Annotated in this window: 18 protein-coding genes; 2 read left to right on the forward strand and 16 right to left on the reverse strand. The window is 37.3% G+C overall.

Translation table 11 applies throughout. The features are described 5' to 3' along the window. The first annotated feature begins 477 nt into the window (after positions 1-477). Positions 478-669, forward strand: a complete 192-nt coding sequence (locus tag ACE418_RS03815) for a type II toxin-antitoxin system HicA family toxin (protein ID WP_416449398.1) — start codon at positions 478-480, stop codon at positions 667-669. A gap of 80 nt (positions 670-749) precedes the next feature. Further along, positions 750-1,169 (forward strand): type II toxin-antitoxin system HicB family antitoxin, encoded by a 420-nt coding sequence (locus tag ACE418_RS03820; RefSeq protein ID WP_416449399.1) that lies wholly within the window; start codon positions 750-752, stop codon positions 1,167-1,169. A 210-nt stretch (positions 1,170-1,379) separates the two neighbouring features. Here ACE418_RS03820 and ACE418_RS03825 read toward each other — a convergent pair whose 3' ends face one another. The 16 genes from ACE418_RS03825 to ACE418_RS03900 form a co-directional block, all read right to left on the reverse strand. Further along, positions 1,380-3,035, reverse strand: a complete 1,656-nt coding sequence (locus tag ACE418_RS03825) for a ComEC/Rec2 family competence protein (protein ID WP_416449400.1) — start codon at positions 3,033-3,035, stop codon at positions 1,380-1,382. Positions 3,036-3,129: 94 nt separating this feature from the next. Then, positions 3,130-3,297 carry a hypothetical protein gene (locus ACE418_RS03830; protein WP_416449401.1) on the reverse strand — a complete coding sequence of 56 codons (168 nt, stop codon included), beginning with the start codon at positions 3,295-3,297 and terminating at the stop codon, positions 3,130-3,132. Between the two features lie 241 nt (positions 3,298-3,538). Beyond that, entirely contained in the window at positions 3,539-4,963 is a 1,425-nt protein-coding gene (wzx, locus tag ACE418_RS03835) for an O-unit flippase-like protein (RefSeq protein WP_416449402.1), read from the reverse strand. Positions 4,964-4,990: 27 nt separating this feature from the next. Continuing rightward, positions 4,991-5,899, reverse strand: a complete 909-nt coding sequence (locus ACE418_RS03840; RefSeq protein ID WP_416449469.1) for a GT-D fold domain-containing glycosyltransferase — start codon at positions 5,897-5,899, stop codon at positions 4,991-4,993. A gap of 11 nt (positions 5,900-5,910) precedes the next feature. Further along, positions 5,911-6,870 carry a glycosyltransferase family 2 protein gene (locus tag ACE418_RS03845; RefSeq protein ID WP_416449403.1) on the reverse strand — a complete coding sequence of 320 codons (960 nt, stop codon included), beginning with the start codon at positions 6,868-6,870 and terminating at the stop codon, positions 5,911-5,913. Then, positions 6,830-8,017, reverse strand: coding sequence for a toll/interleukin-1 receptor domain-containing protein (locus tag ACE418_RS03850; protein WP_416449404.1), 1,188 nt, complete (start codon positions 8,015-8,017; stop codon positions 6,830-6,832). Before ACE418_RS03850 ends, ACE418_RS03845 begins: the two co-directional genes overlap by 41 nt. Before the next feature lie 53 nt (positions 8,018-8,070). Next, positions 8,071-8,559, reverse strand: a complete 489-nt coding sequence (locus tag ACE418_RS03855) for a DUF4231 domain-containing protein (RefSeq protein WP_416449405.1) — start codon at positions 8,557-8,559, stop codon at positions 8,071-8,073. A gap of 38 nt (positions 8,560-8,597) precedes the next feature. Further along, positions 8,598-9,014, reverse strand: coding sequence for a TIR domain-containing protein (locus tag ACE418_RS03860; RefSeq protein WP_416449406.1), 417 nt, complete (start codon positions 9,012-9,014; stop codon positions 8,598-8,600). Positions 9,015-9,051: 37 nt separating this feature from the next. Further along, a complete protein-coding gene (locus ACE418_RS03865) occupies positions 9,052-10,308 on the reverse strand; it encodes a tetratricopeptide repeat-containing protein (RefSeq protein WP_416449407.1) in 1,257 nt (418 codons plus the stop codon). Between the two features lie 39 nt (positions 10,309-10,347). Then, positions 10,348-11,433 carry a glycosyltransferase family 4 protein gene (locus ACE418_RS03870; RefSeq protein ID WP_416449408.1) on the reverse strand — a complete coding sequence of 362 codons (1,086 nt, stop codon included), beginning with the start codon at positions 11,431-11,433 and terminating at the stop codon, positions 10,348-10,350. 15 nt (positions 11,434-11,448) lie between these two features. Next, positions 11,449-12,057 (reverse strand): dTDP-4-dehydrorhamnose 3,5-epimerase, encoded by a 609-nt coding sequence (gene rfbC / locus ACE418_RS03875; RefSeq protein ID WP_416449409.1) that lies wholly within the window; start codon positions 12,055-12,057, stop codon positions 11,449-11,451. A gap of 387 nt (positions 12,058-12,444) precedes the next feature. After that, the gene (gene rfbB / locus ACE418_RS03880; protein WP_416449410.1) at positions 12,445-13,467 is read right to left on the reverse strand and encodes a dTDP-glucose 4,6-dehydratase; all 1,023 of its coding nucleotides are present in this window, start codon (positions 13,465-13,467) and stop codon (positions 12,445-12,447) included. 103 nt (positions 13,468-13,570) lie between these two features. Continuing rightward, positions 13,571-13,945 carry a four helix bundle protein gene (locus ACE418_RS03885; protein WP_416449411.1) on the reverse strand — a complete coding sequence of 125 codons (375 nt, stop codon included), beginning with the start codon at positions 13,943-13,945 and terminating at the stop codon, positions 13,571-13,573. A 100-nt stretch (positions 13,946-14,045) separates the two neighbouring features. Further along, complete coding sequence (gene rfbA / locus ACE418_RS03890) at positions 14,046-14,927, reverse strand: glucose-1-phosphate thymidylyltransferase RfbA (RefSeq protein ID WP_416449412.1); 882 nt, start codon at positions 14,925-14,927, stop codon at positions 14,046-14,048. 43 nt (positions 14,928-14,970) lie between these two features. Continuing rightward, positions 14,971-15,807 carry a ComEC/Rec2 family competence protein gene (locus ACE418_RS03895; protein ID WP_416449413.1) on the reverse strand — a complete coding sequence of 279 codons (837 nt, stop codon included), beginning with the start codon at positions 15,805-15,807 and terminating at the stop codon, positions 14,971-14,973. Positions 15,808-15,856: 49 nt separating this feature from the next. Then, positions 15,857-16,981 (reverse strand): hypothetical protein, encoded by a 1,125-nt coding sequence (locus ACE418_RS03900; protein WP_416449414.1) that lies wholly within the window; start codon positions 16,979-16,981, stop codon positions 15,857-15,859. Between the last annotated feature and the right edge of the window lie 33 nt (positions 16,982-17,014).

Here is a 17,014-nt window from a genome sequence, read left to right on the forward strand (position 1 = left end):
ATGAACGGCTTGGCCCTCTGATGGAAAAATACGACAAAGATTTCTAAAAAAAATTACACAAAATTCTTGACATACCCACTTGGTCCATTTCCAGTTATTGTAGATGGACTGAACCGCTAAGGGAATAAGGATGAGGCCCCATAATCCTAAATGGAAGTAGGCTAGTCCGATATAGGTGGCACTGATACTGATGACGCCAAAGAAGATGAAGCTGAAGGTATATGGCAGCTTATTCATGGTACTGATGAAGCAAGCAGAACTTCGATGGCGATTCAAGAGATAAATGGACAGTGCCAGCATCAGGAAGGCCGGTCGTTCAATGACGAAGTCATGGCGCAAGAGTTGTACGATGGGAATACCAATCGCTGCAAAGGCGATTTCACCTCAGAAACTGAAAAAAATCCCAGACTGCGCCTTGACACAATGCGCATTATGCGTATAATATAAGTATTCCAGTATGAAGGTGGTGATAAATTAATGACCTTCATTGAAGTCGATAAATTACTTCAGAAGGATGGCTGGCAGTTAAAAAAAGTTAGAGGTTCGCATTATATGTATGAGAATCCTAACAAACCCAAATGTGGAAAAATTACAGTTCCTTATCATGGTAAGAACAAGGAGCTGAATCCAAAGACTGCTAATGCAATCTTCAAACAGGCTGGGCTTTAATAGCCCTTGCTTGTTTGAACATTGTTTAACATAAAATCATTATCATGAAACTCTACTAATGTTTAGAAAGGATGAAAAGCATGGAAAAGTTAATTTATCCTGCTTGTTTTTATCCATGCGAAAATCAAAAGGATACTTATACCGTTATTGTTCCTGACCTACCAGGATGTATCACTGAAGGTTCTTCTCTAGCAGAAGCTATTGAAATGGCTACAGATGCTGCTTCTGGATGGATTTTAGATGAACTGGAAGAAGATAACCCTATTCCAAAAGCTCGAAACATAAAAGATGTTAAATTAAATGAGTCCAGTGGGTTCATTTCTCTACTAACCCTGGATATAGACTCATATGCTGAAAAAAATGGAGATAAGCTTATCCGAAAAAATTTGACTATTCCAGCATGGTTAAATACATTTGCAGAAAAAAATCATTTGAATTTTTCACAAGTATTAAAAGACGCCTTATTTGCTCTTTTTAAAAAGAAACATAATCTCTCTTGAAAATTTTCTGAGAAGTTCTCAGAAGAAAAAATCCGACCTTGCAATTCACTGCGGTCGGATTTTTTTATGATTCCTTATCTATATTTTATTTTTATCAAATAATTTTTCTTATATGCCTATTTCTAAACATCATCTACATTCCAATAAACACTCATTACAATTTATAAATATCAATGAAAAAGTTGTAAAGCGCCAGCGCTTCAAGTAACATCATTTGTTCAATCTATATTTTTTAATTTGTCTCTTAAATCCAGGTTCATTTATTGGATTTGTCATTATATTGATAATACGTTGCTCAGAAACATTTTTACCTATTTCAATCCAGCTTTCCTTAAAATTGTAATAAAAATATTTGTAACTTTTGCATTCAAATACCATTGATAAAGGAATCTTAAAATCTGGAACTTTTGAATCTATATTCACACCAATAAATATAGCAGCATAATCTTTTACATGACGTGTTCGATATCCAAGGCTTTCTAAATATTGAATATGATCTTGAACAGGATGATGATGGGTATTATTGACACCATAAGAATATATAGCCATCTTATTCTTAACTCTATTCTCTCTCTTATCAGAAGAAGGTGAGCATTGAGAAATTCCTGCCTCTCCGCCATGATGAGCAGCTATTAGAAAATTATATTCATGCTCTGGTATCTTCAAATCATCTGGCCAAGCACAGTACGCACAATCTCCAGGAAAAATAACCTTATTCCCAGTAACAAATATCAAGCCCTGGTCATTATATTTTTCATTCGAGTCCTTTCTCCCTGTAGTCCCCGTATTCCCCTTATAGATAGCAAAGTTCTCGTTCTGCCATACATTATCATTATTAAAGTCCTCGCCAATCATAATGAGTTCATAATGATTCCGGCACAAATAAGCAAGCAATCTACATAAAAACATTTGATGCCTATTTGTTTCTACAACAGATGGCGCTATCCATATTTTGGGAAAGTTTGGATCATCTATCAAACATATGCCTAATAAGTGATCAATATCCCAGTGTGTCAAAAGGATAACTTGTGGTTTTGCTTTGTTAATACATTCATAACTATGTTTTATAACTTCTTTCTCTTCTGCCGGTAATGGATGCGTTTTCCAAAAATATCTCTGATCCATTCCAATGTCAATAAAGATGCGTTTTTTATCTTTTGTGCGCATATATCCACAAAATCCTTGTCCAACATTGTAAATTTTAATAAGCCCAGGAGAACTCTTACTAGGAATATAAGATAAAATATGATAAAAGCTTTCATTAACCTGTACCGAATTATGAACTATATACTGTTCTAGATTTCTCCATTGAACGCTCTGATTATTTTTAAGCTTTTTGCTCTCCTCTTTTAATTGTTTAAGTTCCTCTTCTTCGGCTCGACTGCATGGAGTGATATTAAAATATAAAGTGACAGAATTGCTTTTAAACGGACTCGCTGCAAAAACAACTGTCGCATCAATTCCTCCAGCACCCGTATCTTTGACTAATCGGCAAGGAATGCCTTTCTCAACAGATTCTAAGATAAGTTGCTTGTTTTGATAAACAAACTCTATCATTTGGTCATCAATAGACAAAAACATGGCATATAGATACGGCGTATAAAATTCTTGATTTCTCCCTTCATAGAAAGCATTATCATTTTTAGCCATAGATAAATTGATAATAGAAAACCAAAGCATACCGCATCTTTTTAATGTTTTCACTATATCCTTACCTTCTGAATCAGGGATCCAGTGCGCTAAAACAAGCTGCGAACTAGGAGAGTTGGGGGGTTGATACTCAGTAAGAAATGGTTCTAGTTCTTCAACAAATAATTCATGTTTTTTCTTATACTCATCATTCATCTCTTTCTTATCAGGCATCATTCACCACTTCTTTCAATAAATTTCATTTCTCCTCACTATACAATCTAACAGATTATTTTATATTTTTTCTTCATCCATTTTAAATTGACAAATTTTAAGTATTGCCTCTTTTCAAAATACCGCCTTCACCAAAAAGCTTAATATTTTCACTATTAGGACGATATTTCTTCGCTAATTGCTGGATTTTTACAAAGCATGGCATATTCATTCCCGTCCCCGAAACCACACATTCTCCTAGCCCTAATACAGTTAATGCATTCATTGAGTTCTCATCTAAAAATGCTACTGCTTTTCTTATTCGATTCAAATCATAAGGATTTACTAATTTACAGCAAAGTTTACAACTTTTTGAACAACTAAATATCGCGTAACCACACTTTGAAGTATAATGAATACGTTCGTTAATTTATCTTTAGTTTATGGCAAAACAAATATCGTGTCAAGGCATCTCTATACTGTCATAAACAATCCGGCCCAGTGATTTCACCGCAGCCGGATTATTTTTATGATTTGGTTTTAAAGAGTTTATTCCCTACTATCCGCATAAGATCCGCCGTTCCTTGTCTCATCAATCTGATTTCTGTGGTATGCAGATAGCGATTGACGACTTGGTTCCATTTCCAGTTATTGTAGATGGACTGGACCGCTAAGGGAATAAGGATGAGGCCCCATAATCCTAAATGGAAATAGGCTAGTCCAACATAGGTGGCACTGATACTGATGACGCCAAAGAAGATGAAGCTGAAGGTGAATGGCAGCTTATTCATCGTTGAGATAAAGGCTGCAGAATTACGATGCCGACTCAATAGATACATGGCAAACGCCAATACGAAAAAAGAAGATTTTTCAATAATAAAATCATGCCGTAAAAGCTGTACAATAGGAATACCGACGAGGATAAAGCCAATGACTCCCCAAAAGCTCAGATGAAAGGTACAAGCCATGGACTTAGCATATAATTGCCGCATTAACTTCCGATTTTTAGAAATATAGGCAGATTGAATCGCCGGGAAATAAGCTCCAAACATCCCATTAGCAATCCCTAAAAGGGCATTAATGACTTGCATGGAAAACGAATAGATGCCTGTTTCATATAAAGTAAGGAAGCTGCTGCTCATAAGCACCGTCGCCTGTCCTGTCAAATAGAAAGTAACCGTAACCAGTCCATCCCGCCAGGCATTGGGCCACATCATAGCTAAGACATGGCGTTTGGAATATTCATTCTGGTGATGAAATTGAAGGAATAATTCATCGAAATGATGGGTTTTAATCAAATAATGCTTACAAAGAAACCGGGTAACAAAGCCACTCACAAAGTAAGCCACACCTAAACTTAAAATACCAAATCCGCTTATCAAGCCGATAGTACCCAAAATCAAAAAGAAAGCTTTCGCTAAAATATTTGCTTTATTTTTATGAAAAATATCCCCAATCCCCACTAGGACGACCGCATAATAGCCAATATAAAGATTGATAAATGTAGACGCAATATAGAGTCCCCATGTCGCATATACTTGCCAATTCAGATAAGAAGCCGCAATACGTTGAAGATAAAAAGTCCCAGCCACAAGCATCACCAACGAAGCCACAACAGCAATGCCGAAATACAATGTCCTGCAAGTGCTTAAAATGCCATAAACCAACGGATAATTCGGTCCACTGCGGTCTTCAGAAAAAACAACTCCCTGCTTTTTTAAATCTCTTGCCCCACTCCAGGCATACGACATAGAATGGCTAAGTGTGGGGGTAAAGCCACTATCTAATAATTCTACCATCCCCCCTATACTGACAAAAACATACCATAAGCCCAGAATATCTGGCGGTAAGTAGTGAATCAGTACAGGGAGCCATATAACCTGGGATCCTAAGGAGAAAAAGATGCCTAAATAGTTCCATATAATATCTTTTTTCCGTATATTAATTTGCATATCGTTCACCTAAATCATATTTCATGATTAACAATCAATCTTCGCCATGATTTCTTGATCATATTTTTTTAAAATATCTGAATCGAATTCTTTAATAAAGCCTCCTGCTTCATTAACGTATCGGCCCACCAAGGGAATTTTCTTGGTTGCATGTAACTTGTACCATTCATATTCCACATCAATATGTCCAATATCTAATGCCTGATAGCCCGCATCCACTAAAAAAGGAACCATAATAGTGGCCGTCGGCCCTAGAGCTAATAAAATCAAGGACGACGGTTCTAAAGGAACATTTTCCTTTACAAAAGACAAGATTTTTTGATAACTAGAAAACGCATTCTTAGCCGGTGCCAGAATACGATGAACAGAAGAAGCCGTCGAAAATAAATCATTCCCTACACCTAGTCGAGAAAATTCTCCCTCAACAATATAAATATTGCGATGAGAAAAAATACTCTTCCAATAATCAAGTATTGTTTCAACATGGCTCTTATCCAAATAGTCCATATAAAAACGAGTAATATTAAGATTCCCAAAAATATATTCATCTGGAATAAAGGATTGTATCATATTACGACGTTTATACATTTCATGACTCCAATAATTTATCGCAAACGCATTATATTGGGACAAATCACCAAATGTATCAGGAATACAAAGCAATAGGCGCTTATCTCGTAAAGCGAATGTCTTCGTTAATAATTCCCGAAGTTTAGCATCATCATTCTGAAATGATTGCTGTTTTATCCCCATCATCCATTTAAATTCACCATCGCCAAATCGAGAAATAGATAAATGATTATCCAAAATATCTTTTAACGACTCTTCCAAAGTCATAATGCGTGGCTGCCAAGCACCTCTTTTTACATTAGCCGCATTTTTTCTTCTGTAATATGGATTTAAGCATCTTTCTTTTAATCGACTCAATAAAAACATGTCCATCCCTCTCATTTATTTTTCAAATTCAATAAAGCTCTTAATAGACTATCCATTCCTATTATGGCACAAATAGCTTTAATCTTTACCCTTTTACCCACGCCTTTATCACGTAGAATCTCACCTTGATGAAGGCGTAAATTTCTCCGAACGATGGCACTTTTTTCTGACCATTTTATTCCATGACATTCATTTTGATACAAATATCCTACGAAATGAATAGCACAGTCATTTATACTTATCGGTAACCCTAATGCCTTATAATAATCATAGCGTCTTTGGACGATATCTATATTATTCCAACGAACCTCAGATGAAACGGTATGGGTCAGACTGCTTTCAGTCTGGACATAATGATATAAGCATTTATCGATATGTACAATTTTTTTGAACTTTGGTGTCACCTGAGTCAGTACATCATAGTCTTCCAACATATGGTACGTTTCGTTAAACTTCACCTTTTTAAGCAATGACGCCCGAATTACCTGGTTCCACAAAAAGTTTTTCAATTCACGCTCAAGACTCTGCTCGTAAACAAAAGCCTTTAAATCCACCTTTTCTGGCAAGGCAATATGCCAAGGTTCGTCGACATCGTCACGAGTATAAAAATAATCAAAGACGAAACAATCGGGTTTGTATTTTTCCAATCCCTCATGAATCGTTACATACCAATCCGTTGTCACATAATCATCTGAATCCACCCAGGCAATATAGTTTCCTGCTGCTTGGGATAAACCTAAGTTTCTTGCCGATCCTACTCCACCATTTTCCTTATGGAAAATGCGGAGGCAAGCATATTTCTTTGAATAGGATTGCAATATATTCCAAGTATCATCTTTCGATCCATCATCAACACAGATAATTTCCACGGGAGCTTGCTGTACAGACTGCAATAATGAGTCTAAGCAGCGCCCAATTGTTTGACCCGCATTATATGCAGGAATAATTATAGATAACTCTATAGAACTCATTCGATAATCCCTTCATCTTTTTATATTTTTTCAAAACTATTTTTTTCGAAGTAATTGCCTCTTTATCAACTTCTAAAATTTCTTTTCCACATTTTTGGGCATATTTTAATTCACGTTGAACCCAATATGAACTTTTAGAATTAACAGATGACACAAAAATAACCGCGTGTGACTGCCGTATCCTTTGCTCTAAAATGTGCACTGTATCCTCACAAAATAAAGTTCTTTTAAGATAATCTTTATCAGAAATCCAATCACAGTATATATTCTTCTTTTTATAATTAAGAAAATCTATCAAGTATTGAACCGACTTAAAGTCTTTATAGCTGTGTGAAATAAAGTAATCATAATTCTTATACTTTTGTTCTTTGGCTTGATTGTTTATTCGATATGCTAATTCTTTCGGAGTTTCTGGTATGATATACCTAATTTTACCGCTTTCTTTGATTCGCTTTCTCCTTCTTTTATTTTTTGTATGTATCTGCATGTATTTCTGTTTTCGCAATTCTACAAAATGACCAAAGCTCTGTAAATAATAGAAAGCCATTTCTCGTAATTGAAAATTATATTCACTGTTTGTGAGTTTTTTAAAAAATCTAACCGTTTTCGGAGAATAATATTTTTTTAATTCCATTAATATATATACTTTATCTTTTTGGCTAGCATTTTTTCTATCATAAAAGCCCATAAGCTTATCTAAAAAAGCTGGGCCAACCATTTGAACATATTGCCGAGCTTGATCAATTTTATTTCTCTTTTTATTAATTCTAGGCAACCGTACTTTTTTTAACTCATTTTCTCTTTGTTCTTGTATTAATTTTGAAAACGTCTCCTTATGATGCTTCAAAACCGTTAAAGTCAGAAGTTTTTTCTTACGAATAATCCTTTCTAAAAAAGTATTAGGTTCTACCGGATTATATCTTCTTTTTTTATGAACTTTTACTAGTTTTATATCTGCCCCATTATAGTATTTATATTGTTCTTCTAGTAAGCTATATTCAAAAGGATAATATTGTTTTAGATAGTTAATAATAGTCTGAGCCGTATACTCTGCTGGCAATATAGGAATAATTGTATCAATATACTTCGCAAAATCTGTTTGGTTCTTTTTGAAGATTTCCTCATACTTATGTTTTGTATACGACATATATCTCACTCCATGTAATAAATAGCATCTACTCTGAAACTATCATTATATCACTATTTAAAATTACTTTTATCTATATTCTGGGGCACCATTTGTATGACACGATTCCATTGATTGTCCGTATGAGAAATTATGCTTTCAGTTCTTTCAACTAACAACGAAAAACAATCTTGACAATTTGAATATTTTGAACTCTGTGTTTCAAAAAAATATTTTTCTTTTTGCAATAACTCATAAGCAGTTCTGTATTTATACCACAATTCATAATAAGTTTCTATTCTACTCCAAAATTGTAAGTACGCAATAATTGCACCAATTAAAATTAAAAACAGTTTATTAATTGCATAATCTCCTAAGGGAATTATTCCAACTACTGGCAAAAAGAAGGTCAAAAAATATTCTGCCTTCTTAAACCTTTTATATCGCTTTTGATTATATATACTTTTTTCATCAAACCATTGTATTTGAGCATTTAATCGCGTACTTATATACTCTTGTGGTGATATTTGCATATAACTCTTCTCTTTCGGTATTTTCGCCACTAGCTCACACCCGCTTATCTATTATTCCAGTAATCACTTTAATAACGTTTAATAGCATCAATAAGTGATTTACGTTGCCATCCTATCATTTCAGTTGCACAATCTTGAATTTTCCTGGGTATACGTTCACTTCCCCAAGGTTTTAACCCTAATATTGTTTTATTCATCCGAATAGCTTCATCAATTTCATAATCAATCCACTGACTATACGCAGCATACATCCCAGATATAACAATAACGACACTGCTAGGGCTGATCTGACCCGTGAGTTCTTCTTTCAATTTTTTTGTATTATTAGCATCTAGCGGATCATGAGAGGGAACACTATAATTTTTATACTTAATATCCGAATCATCTAGCCATGATACTACTGTGCAATAATCCGCATCATATTTCCAAGCATGACTAATAAATAAATTATATGTTTTTTTCTGTCTAAATTCATAAAAATTCATAATATTACCTCCGAACATATTTTTGATTCTCAATAAATTATTTGTTTTTATTTTGTTTGTCAAAAACCACCTGGATAATCAAATCTTTTGTATTTTTGAAAGTTTCTTGTTCCCATTTTACAGGACCACTCTCTAAGAATTTTTTTTCATATTTCGCTGCATTGGTTCTATCCCCTAAGTGCAGGTAACAATTAGATAGGGTTGCAACTTCCCATTTGTCCAAGATTTTATCTTTTACTTCTTTATTTGATAATTGTTTTACAAGTTCTCTACATACTTGACGACGAATGTAATTCAAACCTCTCCAATCATCTTCATCCAGTCTACTATTCTGAAGTTTTAGTAGAATACAATTTGCATAATTTTCTCCAGTATAATAATCATGCTTTAAAAGATATCCATTCTGATAAAAACCGATTGCTTGATCTAAATATTCTTTGGTTTCTTTCAGTGAATTCATCTTTAATTGAGATAAGTTTTTACAAATTGCTCCTGCAATTCCTAAAGTTTCTGTATCTAGAGTTTTACTTACAGGCAAAATATTAATAATTTTCCAAGCCGCTTCTAATGCTTCTTTTTCTGACGGCTTCTTCAATTTATAAGTAGCCAATGCCCATTGTTGGATAAAATATGAATTGTTAGGTAAAATATCATGCAACGACTTCCAACAAGATATAGCTTTATCAAAATCAGAATCGCTCATTGATTTCTGCCCTAAAGATGCCTTCTCTGCAATTTGTTGAATTTTATCAATTTCCTCATCAGTTATATTCGAGCCTTCACTTTTCGTAGGAGGCTGCAATTCTCTTAAATAAGTATAAACAGGACTATCTACATGTCTGTCTTCTGAGCTACGAATAGCTAATTTTAAGGTCTCCGATAATTGTTTTTTATGTAATTCACCATTAGGGGTATCTAACTTGTCGTAAAAAAAGATTCGAATATGACTCAAATCAAAGGGTATATGATTCTTTCCACCTTCTTCACACTGTGCAGTTACAATTGTACTAGCTTGCCTTAAGGCATAACGAACTCCCAGTTCATATAAAGCATTATCATTATGGGTCGTTATATCAGCTATAACCAGGTCTGCATCCAAAAGTAATTTATACATAGAAAGATCAATCTCTCCTGATGAAGTTATGTCGTCCCCCCGTATCACTTCATATTCAGGAAACTCTTTTTCCATTAATGGTTTAATTACATCATTATAGACAATATCTAAATCAACAGTATTACCTGTTATATAATCCATTTTTTCCCCGAATCCCATAACGACAAAGCACTTCTTCAATGTGAATCCCTCCTCAATTTCAACTATATTTTTTTAATATTATGTCAAATCATTTAAAACCGCTTCAAATTTATCTACGGACCGATTCCAATCCAAGGACAGAATATCTTCATATCCTTGTTGTGCTAATTTGATGCGTTCGTCATCGTAATCAAATAAATAAGAAATATGTTCGACAAGGCCTTCGACGTCTTTTGGAGGTGAAAGCAGGACATTGCGCCCATCTGTTGCATATTCATGGACACCACCATAGTCGCTGGCAACGTAAGCACATCCACAAGCCATGGCTTCGGCACCTGTCAGGCCAAAGCCTTCTTTGATGGAAGGGCAAAGATAAATTTTGGATTGGTTATAAACTTGCCGCAATTGAGGCTGCGTTGCACTCTGAATATATTGAATCCAAGCAGGTAAATTATCGGGGCGTTTCGGTACACCGAATAAGGTAGCCTGTAAATCAGGATATCGTTCTTTTAATTTTTTCAATGCAGCAATTCCATATACCGAGCCCTTATGCACCTGCTCATGGTACAGCATGGAAACCGTATGCCCCTTTCGAGAAGCAATGGGAATATCAATATTAAAAACATCAAAATCTATCCCATTAGGAATCAAGACACAATCGGCTCCGCTATCTAGAACAATCTTTTCTAACCATTTAGCAATAACAATATTCTTCATCCTCAAGCGGTAGGTCTCTTTTACTGCATCAGCAGTCCAGCTTCCCCAATTTTCAAAGTCTTGTATAAAATATAGTTTTTTCCCTTTATTTATACTTAACTTAGCTACATCATCAGCTGTACCTACAGCAGTCGCGCAAACAAAGTCCGCATCCGGAAGCTCTTGATCATTGATGCCGGTATAAGCACAAATTTTATGAACTTTAGGATTTAAAGCAAACCATTTTGGATAATACCACACCAGAAATTTATAACAAAGCCTCCTAAAAAAAACTGGAATCTCTTGATGATGTTTTGCTCCACCAGAACAATCAAAAACAATGGATACTTCGTGTCCACGTGTAACAAAGCGATTTGCATATTCAAAAACCATTTTGAAACCGCCAATAGGTGCTTTGGAATATCCTGGCAATACCAATGTAATCCTCATATCATTTATGCCTTTCAAGATAATATTTAATGATCAAAATTTAAAAGTGTCTTTCAACCCAAGCCACTGCTGATCTTTATCGCTCAGATTCAAGGTTGTGCCGTCTTCGAGATGATAACCGGCGGCGCTGGGCGAACCCTGATAGTCGCCGACGAGCTGCGGCCACTGGATGCCGATTTCCGGGTCATTCCAGGCCATGCCGCCTTCATCATTGGGATGCCAGAAATCATTGACCTTATAGCAGAATTCCGCCACGTCGCTGAGAACCAGAAACCCATGGGCAAAGCCTTCAGGAATGAGGAACTGCTTCTTATTTTCTTCCGTTAATTCGACACCGTACCATTTACCATAGGTCTTAGAATCGCGGCGCAAATCGACAGCCACATCGAAGACACTGCCGCGGACAGCACGGACAAGCTTGCACTGGGGAAAATGCTTCTGGAAATGAAGCCCCCGCAAGACCCCTTTCGTCGACATAGACTGATTATCCTGGACAAAATTAATATGGAATCCCGCTTCCTCCATATCCTTCTGATTATACGTTTCCATAAAATATCCACGGCCATCGCCATGAACCGTCGGCATAATGACACAAAGCCCGTCAATGCCGCCCACATTCTTTTCAACCTTTATCTGACCCATTGTTGTATCTCCCTTCATGTATATTTCTTTATTATAACATATTCAATTTGCAGGCCGCCCTTATCGTTCATCGTAGTTCGTTCGTCGTTCATCGAAAGGTGCCCCTGCGAAAGGGCGCTGTTAGCGTAGCGACTGAGGGGTTCTTTTTTGCCTCTATACGCTTGTCCTGTAAGCCTTTTTGGCCCATCAGGTACCGACCAAAGGGAGGGTGTAGGCCGGCTGCCAAAACGGACAGCAGAGGCTGGCGTCCCGCGTGAATTCCGTACACAGCCAGAATTTATGACAAGTATCACACGGTCATAATACAATCATAAGTCTGTCGCCGCGCAGCGGCATCTGAGTCCGAGGCGAACTTCGGCCTGCGAACTGCGACCTGCGGCCGGGACTTCAGTCCCGGCTCCCATACATCTTCTGGTAATACTGCTGGTATTCCCCGGAAATGATGGGCTGCCACCAGTCTTCGTGATCCAAGTACCACTGGATGGTTTTCTTGATGCCGTCGGCGAATTTCGTTTCCGGCAGCCAGCCTAATTCGTTGTGGATTTTCGTCGGGTCGATGGCGTAACGGCGGTCATGGCCTTTGCGGTCGGTGACATGGTGGATGAGGCTTTCCGGCTTGTCCAATTCTTTGCAGATTAATTTGACGATGTCGATATTCCTCATTTCATTATGGCCGCCGACGTTATAGACTTCGCCGACACGCCCCTTCTGGAGAATGAGGTCGATGGCCCGGCAATGGTCTTCGACATAGAGCCAGTCGCGGACATTGAGTCCATCCCCATAGACAGGCAGGGGCTTGTCATGCAGGGCATTGATGATCATAAGGGGAATCAGCTTTTCGGGAAAATGGTACGGTCCATAGTTATTGGAGCAGCGGCTGATGGTCACCGGCAAACCATAGGTTCGATGATAGGCTAATACCAGGAGGTCAGCCGAAGCCTTTGAGGAACTATACGGACTGGACGTGTGAATCGGCGTCGTTTCCGTAAAGAACAAATCGGGCCGGTCCAAGGGCAAATCGCCATAGACTTCATCCGTCGATACCTGATGATAGCGCTGGATACCGTATTTGCGGCAGGCATCCATGAGCACAGCCGTCCCCATGATATTCGTTTCCAAGAAAATCGCCGGATTCTCAATAGACCGGTCGACATGCGATTCCGCCGCAAAATTGACGACCACATCGGGATGTTCCTCTTCAAACAACTGATACACCGCATTGCGGTCGCAGATATCAGCCTTGACAAAACGGAAATTATCCTGACCCATAACCGGTGCCAGCGTAGACAAATTCCCGGCATACGTCAACTTATCCAAACAAATCACCCGGTCCTGCGGATGCTCCTTCAACATATGAAACACAAAATTCGAACCAATAAACCCGGCACCGCCGGTTATTATTATAGTCATGTTAGGGTTCCTCCTCATCATGTACTACGTATTTTTTCATTTATAGCAGTTAGCCATTAGGGACTAGGGATTAGTCGGAGATATCGTGCAATGCACTCATCTCCTAAATCGACAATTGCTTCTTCCTAAGTTTAGCAATCAGCGCATTCAATAAACGGCCTACTTCATTACTCTGCAATTTAACCCGTCGGACATCCACATCGGTTAAATATCCAAAATCAACACACAAAATAAGCTGCGTCATTAATTCCGCATTCGAACCACGGGCAATATATAAGAAATGCACAAATTCCTTATCAGAACCGCGCGCATGCCCTTCTGCAATATTCGAGGGAATCGAAACTGCCGAGCGCCGCAGCTGGTCAGATAACGCAAATTTTTCCTCACACGGCAATTTTTTTGCAATAAGATATGCCTCCCGAGCCAAACGCATCGCTTTTTGCCAAACGACCAAATCTTGATAACATTTCACTGGCATAGTACATTACTCCCTTCCATTTACGAAAAAAGAAAAATGCCTTGCCAATACACACCCATCAGACACTAACCCCTGACAGCTAATCCCTAACTGCTGATTTTTAATCCTTTAGGAATCTCCCTTCCGCGACTTTCTTCAGATATTGTCCATACGGGCTCTTGCCGTATTTGACAGCGCTTTCCATGAGGGTGGCTTTGTCGATCCAGCCGTGGCCGTAGGCAATGTCTTCCAATGCAGCAATATGAATGCCAGCTCTGGTTTCTACGGCTTTGACGAAATTGGAGGCTTCGCTCAGGCTGTTGACTGTTCCCGTATCGAGCCAGGCATAGCCCCGTCCGAGGGTGACGACATTGAGATTCCCTTTTTCCAGATACATCTGATTCAAATCCGTTATTTCCAGTTCGCCCCGCGCCGACGGCTTGACTTGTTTGGCATATTCACAAACATGCTCATCATAAAAATACAGCCCCGTGACGGCATAATTCGTCTTAGGCTGTGCCGGTTTTTCTTCAATGGAAATCGCCTTGCCCTGCTCATCGAACTCAATGACGCCGAACCGTTCCGGATCGTCAACGTAATAACCAAAGACCGTGGCCCCTTCCGTGTTGGCCGCAGCCTGCTGCAAATGGTGGGTCAGACCGGCGCCGTAGAAAATATTATCGCCCAAAACCATGGCACACGGTTCTCCGTCGATAAATTCTTCGCCGAGAATAAAGGCCTGCGCCAATCCATCTGGCGACGGCTGCACCTTATAACTCAGATGGATACCATAACGGGACCCATCCCCCAGAAGCCGTTCAAAATTCGGCAAATCCGTCGGCGTTGAAATAATCAAAATCTCCCGGATTCCAGCCAACATCAACGTCGACAACGGATAATAAATCATCGGCTTATCATATACCGGCAACAACTGCTTAGACGTCACCATCGTCAGCGGATACAACCGCGTCCCGCTACCTCCAGCTAATACAATACCTTTCATATAACCAGCTCCTCGCACAATTACATATTATATCAAATCACGCTTATAAATCCGGAATATTTAGTGAAAAGAACCGCTCTATACCACAATGATGCAACATACAAGGATTCCCATTCTTACAAACTTCACAATGATTGTTCGTGCAATATCGTCTCCCATATAACCAAGGATGATTGAAATAGTGTTCTGAAATAGATTGATAATTACCGTATTGCCCATTAGATATAATCAAATTACAGCTTTTAGGCAAACGAACCGTATAATATGTGCTGGTTCCATGGTGAGGGCATTTCATATATTTATAAAAATTATTTTTAAAATAATCTCTATATAAATATTTATCAACAATCCTCCTAGGAACATCTCCTGTCATCACATGATTAAATTTTAATACTTTTTTAAGCTCTATTTCTTTAGGCCATAAAACTTCCATTTCCGTATTTGAATGTTGAAAAAAGTCACCTTGTCTCAAGGCATACACCAATCCATCAAGCTCTACACATTCACAAATAAATATGATTTGATTGCTTAACAGAAAAGAAACATTTGCAGCGGGTTTTATATATAAAAGATATAAATAGATAGCAATATCGCATAAATCCACTCTTTTTTTATCAAAATTTATCCAAGGTAAATATAATACATCCGCTTTGCGTCCACTATGATGAACTAAAGCTTCAAAATGGTTAAAATGGTCTTCGTGAAAATGCGTAAGCATAAAGCTAATGCTCTTGGAGTCATTCATACCACTCCAAATCCATTCGATTTGCGATTCTACATTATCTTTCCGTTTGCTACCACAATCCACAAGTAAGGACTCTCTATCCTTTTGTAATAAGATACTCTCCCCAAATCCCATATTAAAAACATTCATCAGCATATAATCACCTCCTACTCACTCATTCGTATTTGAACCTTGATTGATACTTTCACGCCTCTGTTATTTTATCAGGCTCATTTCTTTTATTCATTATCAAAGAGGTAAAATATAATAATACTGGGGAATAGTTAAAAAATAAAGGAGTGGACTCTCCAAAGCAATATACTTCACAAGCAAGAATAGTCAAAAATAAAATGCTATTTTGTTTTTTATAAGCATACCTAGATATATATATAAACATAAAATTATATACTATTGACATGCTAATCCCGTAATATATCAATAAATATAAAAATCCATTATCCAACGCATCCGTATTTAAAGTCATGTTATTTCCAAAAAATTGAAGTCCATATGTTTTAATAAAATTTTGCCATAAAAATAATCGCCCAGACATCAATAGATTTAAATCTTGCCAACTTGAATCTAGCGCATAAAAATTAAATGCAACAAAAATGGTGAAAATCGTACCACCAAGGAATAGATATTGTAACGGCCATAAGATCCATCTGAGAGATGAAAAAATAAAACGTTTTCGCAAAAATAACAAGAGTAACAAATATACTGCAGTAACACCAGAGGCCGTTCTACTCTGAAATAAATAAAAAACAATACCATTAATGATAAACTCAATAATTATCTCTTTATTGCGAAGAGCATATCCTCTTAGTAAATTATATCCAGTTATAAAAGCAAATATAATAATTGGCGGCGTATTAGGATTCCTAAAACCAAAAACATATACGACTTGGCGATAAGAAATTTTATCTGATGTGGCTACCCAATGCATATCAGTAATTCCAACTAGACTCGACATAACGACCATCAAAAACGCAATAAACAGCATTTTATTATTATAAGAAATCATTTTTTTATACGTAAGTCCTCGAGCAATTAATGTAAATAAAAAAACACGAAATGCCGCTAAGGTTCCTGTATAAATGTAAGATAACACCGATATAAAAAATAATATTATCGCAAAGATAATTCCCGTGACCTTAACTGCTCCCAATTGAAAATAACTGCACAACAATAATATTCCCGCAACAAAAAGTAACCCCATAGTTCCCACTTGGGGAACCGTAATCTGACTAGTACTTAAACAATTTGATAGACTAATACATAGAAAAAACAACAATGCTGTAATATCTATTAATGAATATCTCGATTCCATTAAATCACCACTTAACTCTAGAAGTAATATATC

This window comes from Megasphaera jansseni, assembly GCF_047974155.1.
Lineage (GTDB): Bacteria > Bacillota > Negativicutes > Veillonellales > Megasphaeraceae > Megasphaera.